This window comes from Massilia sp. LXY-5, assembly GCF_059801075.1.
Genome location: NZ_JBNNEH010000004.1, coordinates 146,883 through 163,332, shown reverse-complemented (window position 1 = coordinate 163,332; position 16,450 = coordinate 146,883). Strand labels below are relative to the sequence as shown.

At 66.1% G+C, this 16,450-nt stretch carries 16 protein-coding genes and 1 tRNA gene; 2 read left to right on the top strand and 15 right to left on the bottom strand.

Annotated features, from left to right (window positions below):
* Positions 1–21: 21 nt before the first annotated feature.
* The 10 genes from ACI48I_RS14965 to ACI48I_RS14920 all read right to left on the bottom strand — a co-directional run bounded on the left by ACI48I_RS14965 (position 22) and on the right by ACI48I_RS14920 (position 9,080).
* Positions 22–576 carry a hypothetical protein gene (locus ACI48I_RS14965; protein WP_498574625.1) on the bottom strand — a complete coding sequence of 185 codons (555 nt, stop codon included), beginning with the start codon at positions 574–576 and terminating at the stop codon, positions 22–24.
* Between the two features lie 28 nt (positions 577–604).
* Complete coding sequence (locus ACI48I_RS14960; RefSeq protein WP_193686181.1) at positions 605–1,156, bottom strand: thymidine kinase; 552 nt, start codon at positions 1,154–1,156, stop codon at positions 605–607.
* Positions 1,157–1,230: 74 nt separating this feature from the next.
* Positions 1,231–1,785 (bottom strand): sugar O-acetyltransferase, encoded by a 555-nt coding sequence (locus ACI48I_RS14955; RefSeq protein WP_498574624.1) that lies wholly within the window; start codon positions 1,783–1,785, stop codon positions 1,231–1,233.
* On the bottom strand, positions 1,785–4,013 hold the full coding sequence (locus ACI48I_RS14950) for a penicillin acylase family protein (protein ID WP_498574623.1): 2,229 nt from the start codon (positions 4,011–4,013) through the stop codon (positions 1,785–1,787). The genes ACI48I_RS14955 and ACI48I_RS14950 overlap by 1 nt, the downstream gene beginning before the upstream one ends.
* Positions 4,014–4,046: 33 nt before the next feature.
* Positions 4,047–4,835 carry a hypothetical protein gene (locus ACI48I_RS14945; RefSeq protein ID WP_193686184.1) on the bottom strand — a complete coding sequence of 263 codons (789 nt, stop codon included), beginning with the start codon at positions 4,833–4,835 and terminating at the stop codon, positions 4,047–4,049.
* Positions 4,836–5,019: 184 nt separating this feature from the next.
* Positions 5,020–5,106, bottom strand: a tRNA-Leu gene (locus ACI48I_RS14940).
* Positions 5,107–5,381: 275 nt separating this feature from the next.
* Positions 5,382–7,406 (bottom strand): methyl-accepting chemotaxis protein, encoded by a 2,025-nt coding sequence (locus ACI48I_RS14935; protein ID WP_498574622.1) that lies wholly within the window; start codon positions 7,404–7,406, stop codon positions 5,382–5,384.
* Between the two features lie 16 nt (positions 7,407–7,422).
* On the bottom strand, positions 7,423–8,217 hold the full coding sequence (locus ACI48I_RS14930) for a TorF family putative porin (protein ID WP_498574621.1): 795 nt from the start codon (positions 8,215–8,217) through the stop codon (positions 7,423–7,425).
* A 238-nt stretch (positions 8,218–8,455) separates the two neighbouring features.
* Positions 8,456–8,653: a hypothetical protein gene (locus ACI48I_RS14925; protein ID WP_193686186.1), complete on the bottom strand. Its 198-nt coding sequence runs from the start codon at positions 8,651–8,653 to the stop codon at positions 8,456–8,458.
* A 22-nt stretch (positions 8,654–8,675) separates the two neighbouring features.
* Positions 8,676–9,080, bottom strand: coding sequence for a hypothetical protein (locus ACI48I_RS14920; protein WP_498574620.1), 405 nt, complete (start codon positions 9,078–9,080; stop codon positions 8,676–8,678).
* 111 nt (positions 9,081–9,191) lie between these two features.
* Here ACI48I_RS14920 and ACI48I_RS14915 point away from each other — a divergent pair, with 111 nt between their 5' ends.
* Entirely contained in the window at positions 9,192–9,863 is a 672-nt protein-coding gene (locus ACI48I_RS14915) for an SOS response-associated peptidase (protein WP_193686188.1), read from the top strand.
* 6 nt (positions 9,864–9,869) lie between these two features.
* Here ACI48I_RS14915 and ACI48I_RS14910 read toward each other — a convergent pair whose 3' ends face one another.
* Positions 9,870–10,037 carry a hypothetical protein gene (locus tag ACI48I_RS14910; protein WP_498574619.1) on the bottom strand — a complete coding sequence of 56 codons (168 nt, stop codon included), beginning with the start codon at positions 10,035–10,037 and terminating at the stop codon, positions 9,870–9,872.
* Positions 10,038–10,577: 540 nt separating this feature from the next.
* Positions 10,578–11,786 carry a choice-of-anchor Q domain-containing protein gene (locus tag ACI48I_RS14905; protein WP_498574618.1) on the bottom strand — a complete coding sequence of 403 codons (1,209 nt, stop codon included), beginning with the start codon at positions 11,784–11,786 and terminating at the stop codon, positions 10,578–10,580.
* A gap of 346 nt (positions 11,787–12,132) precedes the next feature.
* Here ACI48I_RS14905 and ACI48I_RS14900 point away from each other — a divergent pair, with 346 nt between their 5' ends.
* Positions 12,133–12,504, top strand: a complete 372-nt coding sequence (locus tag ACI48I_RS14900; protein ID WP_498574617.1) for an Lcl C-terminal domain-containing protein — start codon at positions 12,133–12,135, stop codon at positions 12,502–12,504.
* A 270-nt stretch (positions 12,505–12,774) separates the two neighbouring features.
* Here ACI48I_RS14900 and ACI48I_RS14895 read toward each other — a convergent pair whose 3' ends face one another.
* The 3 genes from ACI48I_RS14895 to ACI48I_RS14885 all read right to left on the bottom strand — a co-directional run bounded on the left by ACI48I_RS14895 (position 12,775) and on the right by ACI48I_RS14885 (position 16,357).
* Positions 12,775–13,533 (bottom strand): type 1 glutamine amidotransferase domain-containing protein, encoded by a 759-nt coding sequence (locus ACI48I_RS14895; protein WP_498574616.1) that lies wholly within the window; start codon positions 13,531–13,533, stop codon positions 12,775–12,777.
* A 187-nt stretch (positions 13,534–13,720) separates the two neighbouring features.
* On the bottom strand, positions 13,721–15,151 hold the full coding sequence (locus ACI48I_RS14890) for a M20/M25/M40 family metallo-hydrolase (protein WP_498574615.1): 1,431 nt from the start codon (positions 15,149–15,151) through the stop codon (positions 13,721–13,723).
* 63 nt (positions 15,152–15,214) lie between these two features.
* Complete coding sequence (locus ACI48I_RS14885; protein WP_498574614.1) at positions 15,215–16,357, bottom strand: metallophosphoesterase; 1,143 nt, start codon at positions 16,355–16,357, stop codon at positions 15,215–15,217.
* Positions 16,358–16,450 lie beyond the last annotated feature (93 nt).

Below are 16,450 nucleotides of genomic sequence, written 5' to 3'. Positions count from 1 at the left end.
GGCTCCCTTAAGGCTGGGTGATCAGCCTCGTACCAGGCGCAGCAATGCGTCGTGCCAGAGGTATATAGCGCCGGCCACGCCAAGTACAAGGACCCAGGGCCAGGAACGCGCGGCCAGGCGCCAGTCGACCGGGGACGGCCAGAAGGACAGGAACTGCGGCGCCAGCAGCACCGCCAGCAGCAGGTCGAGGGGCGCAAAGCGCCAGCCGGGACCGGTGCGCCAGGCGGCGACCGCCAGCGGCAACAATAAAATCAGCAGCGGCGCCAGCGCGGCCGGGGCAGCGTTGTACCAGCGCAGGTTGGAAAAGGTGACGGAACCGAGCTCCCAGACTTTGCCCTTGCGGCGCGGGAACAGGCTGATATTGGTCGGCTCGGCATTCGTCAGCAGGCCGACGCCGAAATGCGCCAGCTCGTGGCACAGGGTACCTGGCGCGGTGAGGAGAAAAAAGGCCGGGTGCGCGCCGGACAGCATCCAGAACAGGAAAGCGGTCGCCAGCGAGGGCACCAGGTAGATCAGGATGTCGCCATGGCTGCACAGGAATGCAGGCAGGTAGGCCGTGCAGGCGGGCAGGCTCATCCTTGAATCGCAGTGTTACCGGGCGCGCTTATTGCGCATAGAAACAGCGCCCGCAAGCCTGGCGGTAGCTTTCGTTGCCGCCGATGCTGACCTGCTCGCCTTCACGGATGCGGCGCCCGGCTTCGTCGACGCGCACGTTCATCGTCGCCTTCTTGCCGCAGGTGCAGATGTTCTTGATTTCCTCGATGTCGTCGGCCAGCGCCAGCAGGTAGGCCGAGCCGGGGAAAGGGTCGCCGCGGAAATCGCTGCGCAGGCCGTAGCAGATGACGGGTACGCCGCGCACTTGCGCCACCTGGTGCAGCTGCTGCACCTGTTCCTTGCTGAGGAATTGCGCCTCGTCGACCAGCACGCAGGACACCTTGGGTGCGGCGGCGAGGAAATTGGTGCCGCCATCGAAGGTATCGACCTCGCGTTGCGGGCCCAGGCGCGAGGTGATCAGGCCGACGCCGTAGCGGTTGTCGATCGCCGCCGTATACAGCTTGACGACCTGCCCCTGCTCTTCATAGTTGTGCGCCACTTGCAGCAGAGCCGTCGACTTGCCGGCGTTCATCGCCGAATACCTGAAATAGAGTTTTGCCACTGCCCTGCCCGTGCGCCAATTGGAATCCGGAAATTATAGCGGTGCAGCGGCAGTGGCGCCAGCTCAGCCGATGCTCAGTCGATGAGGACCCTGGCAGGATTGCCGGCCACCGTCGCTCCGGCCGGCACGTCGCGCGTGACGACGCTGCCGGCGCCGACGATGGCATCGTCGCCGATGCTGACACCCGGCAGGATGACGGCGCCGCCGCCGATCCAGACGTTCTTCCCGATCGTGACGGGCACACCCTTCTCCAGGCCGCTGCGCCGGATTGCCGGGTCGCGCGGGTGATCCGCCGTGTAGATCTGCACGGCCGGGCCGATACGGGTGTCGTCGCCGATCGACACCAGCGCCGTGTCCAGGATCACGCAGTTGTAGTTGAGGAAGACCCTGGCGCCGAGGCGAAGGTTGAAACCGTAGTCGCAGTAAAAGGGAGGACGCACCATGACGCCCTCGCCTGCCGCCGGCACCCGTTCCTGCAGCAGCCGGTGCCAGACATCAGCCGGCTCGCCAATCGCCGCGTTGTAGCGCGCCAGCCAGGCGGCGCAGGCTTCGAGTTCCACCTGCAGCTCGGGAGCGCTCGGGTGATACAGCTCGCCCGCGAGCATCTTGTCCTTTTCGCTGCGTTCCATTATTGCCCCGGCCGATAGCTGCGCTCGAGCTGTTTCTGGATGTCTTCCTTGTAGAACAGCACGTCCTTGAACTCGCCGCGGCTGTACATCTCGGCCTGGTCGGCGAAGTGTTTCGAGGCCGGATTGCCGCTCTGGCCGCCGGCCAGGATACTCTTCGCCTTGAGCTTTGGTCCGAACTCGACGACGGCGACAAAACTGTTGCCGCGGTCGCCGTAGATGCGCTTGGTCTTCTGCTTCGCCACCATCCCGAAGGAAGCGAGCGAGCCCCAGTTGGCCGAGGTGAAGGCAACCGGCCAGCTCGGCTTGCTGTCGTCGTATTCCTGCTGCACATCACCGCTGATGCGCTGGAAGCGGTTGATCTCGCCCCACGGGGTTTTCCAGGTGCCGAAGTCCTTCGTCAGTTTTTCGCTGGCGCGGCCCAGTGCTTCGAGGCGCTCGTCCGCGGTCAACCTGGTCGTGATGAAGTCGACGGTCGGGATATTCGCTGCCTTTGCCCGCGGCGCGTTCGCCGTCACCATTTCCTGGCCCCAGTAAACCGCCAGTGCCGTCGGCACCGAATTCGCGGCCCAGCGCAGGTCCCAGCCGCGCAGGCTGGCGACCTGCTCGGCAAGCGCCGTCTTGCGCGCGTCGCCGGCCGGCAAGGCGTCGAAGTCTTTCGCCAGTTGCGGCACCAGCGGCTCGAAGGCCGTCAGGTAGGGGTCGTAGGCGGTGGCGATCAGGCTGTCGAGGGTCAGGTTCTTCGCATCCTTCAGCACCCGTTCGGCGTGGCGGCCGCGCGCGTTTTCCGGCAGCGACCACATGTAGGCCGGATAGTCCTGCAGTTTCGGGCTGTTCGCGCCCGAGGAGCTGAAGGGCCAGTTGTTGGTGTTCGAGATATAGGCGCTCGCCGGGTTGAACAGCGTGATGGTGTCGCGGATTTCGTGCAGCCCCTGCCATTCGGTGGCCGGGTTGCTGCCGTCGACCGGTTTCGACCAGTCGAATCGCGGGTCGCGTTTCGGAATGAAATTGCCGTGGAAGTAGGCGATATTTCCGTCGGCGTCCGCATACACGGTGTTGTTCGAGGAATTCGTGCGCAGCTCCATTGCCTTGTAGAAGGCGGCGTAATTCTTCGCCTTGGTGCGCGAATACGACTGGGTCAGCGCCTTCACAGGCTCGTCCATCATCCTGACTGCCACCCACTTGCCGTCCTGGCCGCGCACGATCGGGCCGTGGTGGCTGAAATAAGCGGTGATGCTGCGGCTGCCCATGCTGCCGTCCGGCTTCCTGAAAGGCAGCGTCAGCGGGACGGCGCGCAGGGCCCGCTCCTGCCCGCCGTATTTGTAGAAATACTTGCCTTTGCGTTCGACCACCGTTTCCAGGTATTCGTCGATCACGTCGCCGCCGCCCGAGGTGTGCATCCAGCCGGCGCGCTCATTGAAACCCTGGTAGATGAAGAACTGGCCCCAGGTCACGGCGCCGTAGGCGTTCAGGCCCTGCTCGCTCACCATGTGGATCTCGGGGCGGAAGTAGAAGGAGGTATGCGGATTAATCAGCAGCAGCGGATGGCCCGAGGCGGACAGTTTGGGAGCGATCGCGAAGCCGTTCGAGCCGCGCGGCTCGGCGTCCAGCAGATTCCGGTTGTCGGCCAGGGTCGGCTGTAAGGCCTTGCCGTAGAAGGCTTCCAGCTCCTTCAGGTCGATTTCCTCGATGTCGCCGCCGATACTGCCTTCGCTGAAGGAGAGCGCCATCCACGGCTCGAAGCGGCTCAGGAGCTTCGGTTTGACTTCCGGATGTGTGTGCAGGTAAAAATTCAGGCCGTCGGCCCAGGCAATCATCAAGTCCTTGAGCCAGGCCGGGCTGGCCGCGTACTTCGCCCGCATGTCGTCCGGCCGGATGTAGAGCTTCATGCGCAGGTCGCGCCAGACTTCCTTCTCGCCCTCGACTTCGGCCAGGCGCCCCATCGCGTTGATGTAGTTCAGTTCGACGCGGTTGAAGTCGTCCTCGGCCTGGGCATAGACCATGCCGAACACGGCATCGGCGTCGCGCTTGCCGAAGACGTGGGGAATGCCCCATTTGTCGCGCATGATCGTGACCCGCCCTGCCGTCTTTTGCCAGCGCGCCAGTTCCGCGGCATTCGGCGCCGTTTTGGCGGCGACACCGATCGGCGCATCCTGCACGGCCCAGGCCGGCAGTGCCGCTCCGGCAAGGGTCAGGGCGAAGGTCGAGGAAACGAGGCGGGACAGGATCATGCGGATTCTCCGTGTGGTGATCGCTTTGGACGATCAGGCTGCGTTGTTGGCGAGCTTCTGCTTCAGTATTTCGTTCTCGGTCAGCAAAGTCGCCATGCGGTCCTTCAGCGCGGCGATCTCCGCTTTCAGAGCGGCCTTTTCGTCGATCGGCTCACCGTCCGGCCCGAATTTCTTCGGCTTCGCGGCCGCCTTCTGCTCGCGCACCTGGCGCGCGGCCTGCTGCAACTCCTTGCGTCCACCGGCGACGGCGGCAATCTGCGCCTCCTGCGGCAGCGAGGCCACGTTGGCGGCGGCGTTGATCGAAATCGTGCCGGAACGCACTGCTTCGACCAGCTGGGGCGTGGCCGCCTTCTGGATGCGTTCGATCTGGCTGATGGTATTGCTCGACACCCGCGCCGCCTTCGCGACTTCCTCGCGCGTGTTCCACGGCGGCGGCGGGCGCGTATCCATGTCGTCCGGGTTCGGCACCGGCGGCTCGTCGGCCATCTGCTGCGCCATGCGCGCGGTCACGATTTCCTTTTTCTTCAGCGCGAGCATGCCGCGCTGGAAATCCGAGACGCTGCGGCGCGCCAGGTGGTTGTCGATCATCCACAGCATGACGTCTTCGATGGACTCGAAGTTGTTGTTGTGGACGGTACGGAACGGGATGTCATGGCGGCGGCAGATCTCGTAGCGGTTATGGCCGTCGATCAGGACGTCGCGCCAGAGGACGAGGGCATCGCGGCAGCCTTCCGCCAGCAGGCTGCGCTCGAGCGCTTCGTATTCGATGGCGCTCAGCGGATCGACGAAGGCGCGCAGTTGGTCATTGATGGTGATATTCAAAATTCGGGTCCTTGCAGCTCTTGTAACGGCGCGCATTGAAGGCTTCTCTGCGCCGGGGAGCATGATACGCCATTCGATGGCTCGGCCATAGGGTGCGGATGCGAGGCCGCGCAGCGGCACAAAAAAACCCGCGTTGCCGTCGGGGCAAGCGGGTTTCGATGTGTGGTACGGCGCCATGCATTACTGGTGCCCGGAGCCGGGATCGAACCGGCACGCCCTTGCGAGCACGGGATTTTAAGTCCCGGGTGTCTACCAGTTTCACCATCCGGGCAGCGCGGCAGGATTCTAGCACAGGCGTGATATGCCGGGGTCAAAATTGCAAGTTTACCCCCGTCGACACGAGCGGCACGTCGTCGCCGTGCCGGCCCGTGCCCTGGTCGGCGCCGCAGGGCGGCTGCAGCCGCGCCCGGTCGTGCGTGGCAGCCGGATCCGCGGCGCGCCAGGCCGCGCGTGCGGGCGACGCCGGACGCGCCGTCCGCCGCGGCGGACGCGCCCGCGGGGCAAGCGCGCTGCGCTCGCGGGTACAGGCTTGCGCGCCCGTCGCGCTCATCGCGGGCCCGCCAGCGCCAGCTGGCGCGCACCGGCCGGTGCAGGCTGGACCGCACCGCTTTCCAGCTTGAACTCCCCCACCAGCGCCACCAGGGTCGCCGCCTGTTCCTGCAGGCTCTCGGTGGCCGCCGCCGCCTCTTCCACCAGCGCCGCGTTCTGCTGGGTCGCATCGTCCATCTGCACGATGGCCTGGTTGACCTGGCCGATGCCGGTGCTCTGTTCGGCGCTGGCGGCGCTGATTTCGCTGACGATATCGGTCACGCGGCGCACGCTCTCGACGACCTGCTGCATCGTCTGGCCCGCTTCGGCCACCAGCATCGAGCCCATGCCGACCTTGTCGACCGAGTCGCCGATCAGGCCCTTGATCTCTTTCGCGGCGGCCGCGCTGCGCTGGGCCAGGTTGCGCACTTCGGTGGCGACGACGGCGAAGCCGCGTCCCTGCTCGCCCGCACGCGCCGCCTCGACGGCCGCGTTCAGGGCCAGGATATTGGTCTGGAAGGCGATGCCGTCGATGACGGAGATGATGTCCACCACCTTGCGCGAGGAGGCGTCGATCGAGGCCATGGTCTGGACCACCTGGGCCACGACGTCGCCGCCGCGCAGCGCCACTTCCGAGGCCGAGGCCGCCATCTGGTTGGCCTGGCGCGCATTGTCCGCGTTCTGGCGCACGGTCGAGGTCAGTTCTTCCATCGACGCCGCCGTTTCCTCCAGTGCGCTGGCCTGCTGCTCGGTGCGGGCCGACAGGTTGGCGTTGCCCTGGCGGATTTCATTGCTGGCGCCGGCGACGCTGTCCGAACTCAGGCGCACTCGCGCCAGCACGTCCTGGATTTTCGCAACAAACGTATTGAAGCCGGAGGCAATCGTGGCCAGCTCGTCGGTGCCGCGCACTTCCAGGCGGGCCGAGAGGTCGGCGTTGCCGCCGGCAAGGCCGGTCATCGTCGCCGCCAGCGCGCGCACCGGGCGCATCAGCCGGAACAGCGTGGTGACCATGACGGCAGCGGCCAGCAGCGCGCACGCGCTCGATACCATCAGCGAATATTTCACGAGTTCGCGCGCCGAGGCGGTGGCGACCGCATGCGGGAAGCTGAGCTGGACCGCCCAGGGCGCCATCTCCGGGTGTGGACGCAGCGGCTGCAGCAGGCGCACCATGCCGTGCTCGTCGGTAAATTCGTAGGGCTTGCCCTGGCGGATGCTTTCCAGGCCGGCGGCCGGGATGTCATCGGCCTTCTTGCCGTTGCGCGCGGCAACCGGATTGCTCGCGTACAGGCCGCCGTTCGACACCAGGGTCAGCACGCCGCCTTCGATCGGCTTCATGCCGGCCAGGATGGCGGACAGTTTGGAAACCATCATGTCGCCGGTCGCCGCGCCCTTGAATTTGCCGTCGATCACGATCGGTGCCACGAGCGAGGCGATCAGCGCATCCTTGCCATTGATAGGATAGGAATACGGTTCGGTCAGGAAGCGCTTGCCGGTGCTCTTCGGTACGTCATACCAGTCGTTCGCTCCCGGCACGGTGGTGAACACGATCGGCTCGACCCCGATCTTGCCGCCCTCGCCGCGCGTGTAATAGGGCATGTAGCGGCCGCTGGCGTCGTATTCCGGCTTCTTGCCGGCAAACTCCGCATCCTTGCCGTCCAGGGCATCGGGCTCCATGGTGACCGAGGCGCCGATCAGGTCCTCCGAGCCTTGCAGCATCGACCGGGTCACCGTGCCGACCTGGGCACGGGCCAGGGTTTCGCCCGCCGCGCCCGTCGCGCGCACGGCGTCGGCGACCGTCGAGACCGCCTTCAGGTTGGCGCCGATGCGCCCTTCGAGCACGCCGGCCGTCTCGCGCGCCGCCGTGCGCGCCAGGCGCATCGACGCTTCTTCGGCGTCGGCGCTGCCCTTGACGCCGATGAAGGCGGAGGTGATCCCGAGGCTGAGAACGACCAGCACGGTGGCGGTAGCGCTGATGCGGGTGTTGAGCGAGAACGCAAAGCGTGGGGACGGTGTGGGGCGTGGAGTGGTGTCGGAAGTCTTCATGGGAGTGCGGGAGAAATTAGAAGGTACGCACGAGGGTCAGCACGAAGCTGCCCCTGGCCGGGTTCGAGTAGGCGATGTGCCCGGCGGCATCGGGCACGCCGGTCGTGTAGCGGTCATAGGCATGGGTGGCGCCGTACGCGCGCGTATAGGCTCCGGCCACGCTCCAGCCCCCGGCCAGGGTATGTGTCAGGCCGACCTTCACGTCGCGCCAGTTCCAGTAATCGTTGCCGGCGCCGGCCACCCGGCCCTCGCCCGCGTGCAGGTTGAGCACCGTGGCGTGTCCGAGGTCGAGGTTGGCGCCGCCGTCGAAATAGCCGGTGCCGCGCGCGTTGGCGATGCCGAAGAAGTCGCGGGTGAACGTGTAGTTGTATTTGGCGTAGAGCGATTTATAGCTGAGGCCAGCCGACAGTTCGCCGTAATCGAAGCGGGTGCCGGTGGCCTTGACGACCGCGCCCGGATACTTGTAATAGAGCACGTTCAGGCTGTAGCCGACTTCGCCCAGGCTGCCGCTGTAGCCGCCGTACAGGTCCCATTCGAGCTTGCCGTTTTCGATGTAGCGGTCGCTGACGTTCGAGACCCAGCTGCCGGCGCTCCAGCCGCTGCGGTGATTGATGTCGACGCCGGCCTGGACGGCAGGCTTGCCCCAGGTCTGGCGAAAGCCGCGCGAGATATATTGCGAGGCGAGGCCGGCGTTGCCCGTGACGGTCCAGGCCTTGTCGCTGCCTCCAGGGGCGGGTTCATCGGCATGCGCGGAGAGCGCGCACAGGAAAAGACAGGCGAGCGGCAGCTGCCGCAGGGCGAACATGGTCATGGTGGTGGTGGAGCGTGGCGCTCGGTCGAGGTCTGAAAGATTCCGTAGGGCAAATTTCCTACAGGAATTTTATGCCCTCGCTTCAGCCGATCGGCGAATTGATGGCAGGATGAAAACGAGATTTATGTGTGCTGAATCATTCGCGCCACAAAGTGGCCAGAATGGCATTCGAGATTGATAACGCGGATGTGCAAACGGCGCCGCAAGGGGCGCCGTCGGGTTGCCGGCGTGCTGCAGCCTAGCTGCCCTGGTAGATCAGTACCGCGCAGGCGGCGGCGCCGATGGCGAGCAGGCCGTAGAGGAAATAACGCATCGCGGTGGCGAGGCCGGCCACCGCCTTGTCGGCATCCTTGCCGAGCATGCCGCGCTTGCGGCCGGAGTTCATCAGCATCGCGACCAGCACGAAGCCGAAGAACAGGATCAGGACGAATTTCATGGCTGCGCCTTCAGGGGGTTCATCAAGTGCGCGCCAGCACCAGGGCCAGCGCCACGAGGCCCAGCACGCCGGATGCCGCGGCGACGAAACCGATGAGGGTCAGGCGTTCGCGCGCCGCCTGCAGTTTCGCGATCAGCTGGGCGTTCTGGTCGGCCAGTTCCGCGATCAGCTTCGACGCCTCGCGCACCTGGCCATGCAGCTGGGCGATGGCGAGGTCCTGCTGTTCGACCTGGGCGGCGAGCATGGCCAGGCCGTCGTCTACCGCCATGTGCGCCACTGCTTCGTCGAGCTCGGTATTCGGCATGGGCGCGCCCTTGCGGCCGACGGTCTCCCACAGCCTGCGGGCGCTGTTCGCGACCTGCGGTGCGGCCGAGATGACCTCGCCCCAGGGAACCGATTTCAGTACTTTCAGCCAGGCAGCCGCCATGTCCCTGCTCCTTCGTTATCAGACCTGCAGGATAGCACCACCCTGCGCCCTGCCCCGCCCTGCTGCCCCGTTGCCAATCGTGCGCTGTGGGTTTTGCAGTACCATGCTTTCATGTGTGGACGATTTGACCAAAGCCAGACGGCACGATACTACGCGAGCGTATTCGGCTGGGCCGATGCCGTGTACGACAGCGAATCGGCGCCGGCCTACAACGTGCCGCCGGGGACGTATCGCCCCGTCATGCACATCCAGGACGGCGAACGCCGCATCGACGATGTGTTCTGGAGTTATCGCGCGAAATGGGCCGAGGACAAGCTGCCGATTTCCATCAACGCCCGCCTCGACAAGCTGACCAACCGCTACTGGAGCCGGCTGCTGAAGAACGGCCGCGCGATCGTCCCGGCCGAGGGCTGGTACGAGTGGACCGGAGAGAAGGGGAAAAAGCAGCCCTGGCACATCCACCGCAAGGACCGTGCGCCGCTCTACATGCTGGCGCTGGCCAACTTCGGCAGCTTTACCGAGAACCGCGCCGAGGCCGGCTTCGTGCTGGTCACCGACGACGCGGCCGACGGCATGCTCGACGTCCATGACCGGCGCCCGGTCGTGCTCGAGGCGGCCGACGCCGCCCTCTGGCTGGACCCGGACATCAGTCCCGAGCAGGCGCTCGAACTGGCGCGCCAGGCGGCCTTGCCGCCCGAGGCCTTCGAATGGTTCAAGGTCACGCCGCAAGTGAACCGGGCGGGGGCCGACAGTCCGCAGATGGCGACCCCGCTGCCCGATTAACAGCGGCTATTCAAGCATCGTCAGCAGCGCGACCAGGCCCAGGGACAAGCCGATCAGCACGCCGGCGCGGCTGCGCAGGCGCTGGCCACGCTCGACCAGTTGCTGGGCGATACGGCGGCGCGGACGGCGGCCGGTTTCGACGCCGATATTGTCTTGCGATTCGTTCGTGTTCATTTCTACAGTATCCATTGTGTACATTTCCGAAAACGGACAGTGATTGCGGGATTGCGGCCGCGACGTGGCGGCAGCGTGATCGGGGAAGCTCGGGCGCGACGCGCTGCGTCGGCCGAGCTCAGGCAAGCCGGGCGGAGTGCCCTGGGATGCGGATACCGGCGGTGTCCGGTCGGGGTCGGCCGCGGGCAGGCGCCGCGCCGTGCAAGGACGTGAAACTGGTCGACTCGTGATGCGCGATGCGTGACATGCCAGGTACCGTGTTCGATCTGTTGTCGGGAACGCCGGAATCAACCGCGCGCCACCGGGACGTCCGCCCCGACCCGCAACATGAAGCAATCGATTCTACACGATGGTGTTGACTCTGCAATGTACATTTGCCGGGCGGATTTGCGCCAGATCATGCCGCCTGGCTTTTGACCTTCCACCGATGCATCCGCACCACGTTCACGGAGCCTGGGCAGGTACAAAAGCCCGCGCGCCTTGCGGCTGCGCGGGCTAAACGGAAATTGCTCGGGACCTGCTGGTACGGCTCGGTACTGATTAGTGCTGGTATGCGCCGATGTCGAAACCGGTGCTCGCATCACGCGCGCGGCCGTCGATATCGGTCGCTGGGGCATAGGTCGCGATGCCGCGGCCGATCACCGGCGAGCTGGTGCTCGGACGGAAGTTCGGCATGGCCGCGCTACGCGAGTAGCCGGCGAGCAGCGGGTCGGACGAAATGGTGCCGGTGTGGGTCAGGCCGTTGCGCAGCTGCCAGTTATAGGTCGTGTTCTTGTAGACCAGGTTATTCTTGTAGCTGTTCGCGGTGCCGGTCTTGCCCTGCTCCGAGATGCCATACTTGTTGTCGTAGACGATGTTGTTGTACACGGCGACATTGTTCGCGCCGGCCGAGGTGAAGTAATAGTCGCCACCGCCGACGATGATGCCGAACACCGAGGAGCTTACCGTGTTGTTGACGATCTTCAGGTTGTTGGCATCGTGCCAGAGGTGGATCGCGGCCGAGCCCACGCGGTAGACGACGTTGTTCTTGATCGTGCCCGAGGTGCTGTGATAGATGCCCTGGACATAGGTGCAGCCGGCCGGGCCGATATCGTGCACGACGTTACCGATGACGTCGCCCATCACGCCCTTGTAATAGCTGTCGACGCCGATCGCCGAACCGCCGGCGCTGCTGCATGGAATCGTGTTGGCCGTGTGGTGGACGTGGTTGCCTTCGATGACGTTGTACGAACCGCCGGTGTAGATGCCGAGCGTCCACTTGGTGCCGGCCGCGATCTTGCTGCCGTCGACTTCGAAACCGATGATGCTGACGTAGTGGCCGCGGTTGTCCCAGGCGGTCTTGTTGGTCGAGCTCGCCGGCGGCACGATCTTCGCGCCCCATTTCGTGGTCGACACCCAGTAGATGCGGCCGCTTGCAGTACCGTTACCGGTGGTCTTGAAGCCGCCCGCGTAGGTCCCTGGCGCCACGAACACAGTCGTGCTCGGCTTGATCGCTGCCTTGGCGGCGCGCGCCAGCGTCCTGAACGGCGCAGCGCTGGTGCCGGCCGCGGTGTCCGAGCCGGTCGGCGACACGTAGTAGTTGTACGTGGTGCCGGGAACGGTGGTCATGCTCTGGGTGCCAGGGGTGGCGCTCAGGCTGTCGTAGCCGGACAGGGTGACGGAGGTTTGGGCGCTGGCGCCGGCGGCGATGGAGGCGATCAGGAGGACTGCGGCATTGCGAAGGATGGCGTTGGAGGCTTGTTTTTTCATGCGAAAGTTTCCCTAAACAAAAAATTGAATACGTACCTTTGAGATGCGGAAACTTCCTTAGTTCAACCTTTTTGCAGATTAATTTCTTCAAGGTATTAGAGTTACAAACATTGTTTAACGCTAGAAATAGCTCTAGGGAAATGGAGGTCTGGCCGGCCGAGCGGCGCCACGGCCGCCGCCTGGCCGCGACAAGGCCCGCGCCCCTTCCGGCTGGAGTCGCTTGTCTTCGTGGAGGAGAATTCGAACAGCTTCCTGATCTATATCTAGCCAGCCAGGCAACTAACACGCCGAGGCCGGTGTCATACCTGCAGACCGGATAACCCGATACCGACGCGCGAGGACACCGATGGGCATTTATATACAATTACGAGATACGCTGAAGGAAGGCGAACATTACGCGGGCATCATCCTGGGCAAGGATGGGGGCCCCGACCACCACCTGATCCTGCTGCCCGGCGACGCGGCCGACGTCGGCTGGCCCGGCGCGCTCGACTGGGCTGCGGCCCAGGGCGGCGAGCTGCCGAACCGGCGCGAGCTGTCGCTGCTGTTCGCCAACCTGCGCGAGCAGTTCGAGCGCGAGTGGTATTGGTCTTCCGAACCGCACGAAACGCGTGCGCAACTGGTCTGGGGCGAGAATTTCGCCAGCGGCATCCAGACCGTGTACGGACGGCCGTTCCGGGGCCATGCCCGCGCCATCCGGCGCGTGCTGATCGAATGAGGGAAAACCGCTGCGGAGGGAAAAGCGGCAAGGCGCAAGCGGGAGTTCAGGTCGGCACCGTCGCATCGGCCTGCACGAGCCTCTGCGGCGCAGGCATGGCCGCAGAGGCCCTTGCGTGGCAGCGGCGTGCAACGGTCCTTGCAATGCGCGTGGGCATCGATACCGCGCCGGGATGAACCGGGCACAGGGATCGAGCCCGCGCGGGGATGGGTGCCGCGCCCGGATGGCTGCCGCGCGGGCATCGCTGCCGCGCGCGGACCGAGGCTCCTGTTACGCCGTTGCGGAACCTGCTTCGCGGCCTGAGCTGCGCGCACCGCCGTTCTTGCGACCGGCCGCCATCACACCGACGCCCAGCAGGGCCAGGCCGAGCACGGTGCCGAGGGGCGAACGCGGCATCCAGCGCATCGCCGCGTTCGTGACCCGGATCGGCGACTCGCGCTGCGGGTCCGAATGCCTGCGCCGCAGCGCGCCCTTGCTGGCCGGGCCGCCCGCGTACAGCTGGATCATCTCGCGCACGAAGGGGACCATGTCCTGCGGGCCGCGGCTGGTCACCAGGTTACCGTCGCGTACCACTTCCTGGTCGAGCCAGGTGGCACCCGCGTGCACCATGTCGTCGCGGATGCCGGGCCAGGAAGTCAGGGTCCGGTCCGCCAGCAGGCCGCTCGAGGCCATCACCCAGGGGCCGTGGCAGAGCGTCGCGATCGGTTTGCCGAGCTGGTCGAAGTCGCGCACGAAATCGCGGGCCTCGCTCGACTGGCGCAGCACATCGGGATTGATGAAGCCGCCAGGAACGAGCAGGCCGTCGTAATCGCGCGCGCTGACCTGGTCGACGGTCCAGTCGACAGGGACAAGGTCGGCCGGCATGTGCAGATTCATGCCGCGGATCTTGCCCCGGTGCAGAGAGACGATGTCGACCTCGGCGCCGGCGGCACGCAGGGCCGCCACCGGCGCGGTGAGTTCCACTTTCTCGAAGCCATCGGTCGCGAGCACGGCGATGCGTTGTCCCATCAGTTTCTTCCGTCCAGCCATGGTGTCCTCCGTTGAGCGTTGGTGAGCCAGCGCAAAAGTCTACCCGAATGCGCCGGCAGGCCGCGTACGCGCGACATCGCTGCCACCAGACAAGAGAACGGTGGCAGCTTTTGCCAAAGAAGCACTCGGGCGGAGGAAACGGCGGCAGTGGCCGCGGCGACGCAAGCCGCCCGGCCGCCGCCCTGCCTTAGCGCGCCGGTACCACCGCGCGCCCGATCGGCTCCTCGATATTGGCCAGGAACCAGGCCGTGGCGGACATCAGGGCCACGTTGCGGCGCAGGAACTCGGGGTCGACCTTGTCGAGCGTATCGGCTGCCGTGTGGTGGTAGTTGAAATAGGCCGAGGTGTCGAGCAGCGGTGCGAAGCTCGGCACGCCTAGCTTTTCCAGGCCCGACAGGTCGCCGGTCGAGAGCGCATCCTGGCGCTGGAAGACGCCGGCGCCGATCGGCTGCAGGGCTGCCTGCAGCGGTGCGAACAGGCGGTTCGAGCTCGCCGGCACGCTTGCGCGCAGGCCGAACGGGCGCCCCACCCCGTTGTCGCTTTCGATCGCGGCGACGTGGGTCGCGGCGTTGGCGGTGTTCGCCTCGAGATAGGTGCGCGCGCCGCGGGTGCCGTTTTCCTCGTTCATCCAGGCGATCAGGCGGATCGTGCGGCGTGGACGGTAGTCGAGCTTTTTGAGCGTGTCGAACACGGCCATGGCACTGGCGACCGCGGCCGCGTCGTCGTGGGCGCCGGTGGCCAGGTCCCAGGAATCGAGGTGGCCGGACACGATGACGACTTCGTCCGCCTTGTCGGTGCCGGGCAGGTCGGCGATCACGTTGTAGCTGTCGGCATCCGGCAGGATCTGCGGCGTGAGCACGAGGCGCATGCTGAGCGGGCCGCGTTTCGCCAGGCGGCTCATCAGCATGGCATCCTCGACCGTGACGGCGGCCGCCGGAATGCGCGCGCCGTCCTGCAGGTTGGTCGCACCCGTATGCGGCAGGCGGTAGTTCGCGCCGCCCACCGAGCGCACCAGCGCCGCCGCCGCGCCCAGTTCGGCCGCCATGCGCGGACCGTTGGTACGGTAGTTCGAGCCGGCGCCATACGCCTGGCCGGCCAGGCCGCGGTCCGCCATGTCCTGGTCGAAGGGCACGTCGAACAGCACGATGCGGCCCTTCACTTCGCTCGCGCGCGCCTTCAGTTCGTCGAAGCTCGAGACCACGATCACGGGAGCGGTGAGGCCCGCCGCCGGGGTCGCGCCCGAGCCGCCGAGGGCGCTCAGGACCACGCGCTGGCTGATGCCGTTCGGCCTGCCGCGGTAATCGACCAGTTCGCCCGTCTCCTGTCCGCGCACCCAATGCGGCACCTTCACCGGCTGCAGCGTCACCTTCGCGCCCAGCTTGCGCATGGCCTCGGCCACCTGGGTCACGGCCGCCGCCGCACCGGCCGAACCGGACAGGCGCGGACCGATCAGGTCGGTCATGTCGGCCGTGCGTTCCCAGGCGTAGTCGCTCTGCAGCGCGGTGTCGCGGATCTTCGCCAGCGCGGCCGGATCATTGCCGGGGCTGGCGGCATGGGCACTGGCGGCAAACAGGGAGGCGACAAGGAGGCCGAGGCCGGGAGGGCGAAGACGGTTCATGCAGACTATCCTTCAAATGTTGAGAATGAGAACGATAGCGCATACTGCAAGATTTGGCTGTCTTTACGCGCTTGCAGGCACCAGCCGCACCAATGTGATTTCCGACGGCGCCCCGAACCGCTTCGGCGGTCCCCAGTATCCCGTCCCGCGGCTGGTGTACACCCATAGCTGGCGCACCCGGTGCAGGCCGGCGACGAACGGCTGCTGCAGCGGCACGAACAGGTTCCAGGGGAAGAACTGGCCGCCGTGGGTGTGGCCCGACAGCTGCAAATCGAACCCCGCTTCCGCCGCGGCCGGGGCGCTGCGCGGCTGGTGCGCCAGCAGGATCCGGACCGCGAGGCCGAGCGGCGCGCCGGCGGCGGCGGCCACAGGGTCGCTGCGGTGGGCGGGATTGAAGTGATGCGCCGAATAATCGGCCACCCCGGCGATCATCAGCGAGGCGCCGCCGCGCTGGCGCACCACGTGCTGGTTCAGCAGCACGGTCAGGCCGAGGCGGCGCAGCTCGACGATCCACTCCTCGGCGCCCGAGTAATATTCGTGGTTGCCGGTGACAAAGAAGGCGCCGTCCGGAGCCGACAGGCGCGCCAGCGGCTGGGTATGCAGGGCCAGGCGCTGCACGCTGCCGTCGACCAGGTCGCCGGTGACCGCGATCGCGTCGGCCTCGAGCGCGTTGACGCGGTTGACGATCGCGTTCAGGTAGGGTCGCTTGATGGTCGGGCCGACATGGATGTCGGAAATCTGCGCGATCGAATAGCCGTGCAAGGCCTCCGGCAAGCCATCGATCGGCACCTCGACCGTCTTCACGCGCGCCACGCGCCGCGCGTTCACGAAGCCGATGAAGGTCACGCCCAGCGCCAGCAGCGGCACCGCCAGCGCGCTGTAATAGATGAACCCGGCGCCGGCGAGGCCGGCCAGCTTCGCCACCAGCAGCACCAGGTCGCGCACGAAAGTCGACACCAGTAAGGAAGAAAACAGGCCCATCGCCAGCAGGCCCATCCAGGCCAGTTGTTCCGACCAGCGCCGGCGCCGCAGCGAGGAAGACAGCAGGCCCACCGGCACCAGCACGGTCGAGAGGACGAGGAAGACGGTGCCGGCCAGCATGCCCGCCAGTCCGAGGCCGAGGTCGGGCATCAGGCGCAGGCCGATGTACACGTGCAGGAGGACCAGCAGGGAAAGAACGACGAACAGGTTACGGCGTGCGGACATGAAGGCTCTTGGAAAGGGTAGTCACCCGACCCACATGGGGAGTCATGGCCGATCTGCAAGGCTTGCAAAATGAATATCAGTAAGGAAGACGAC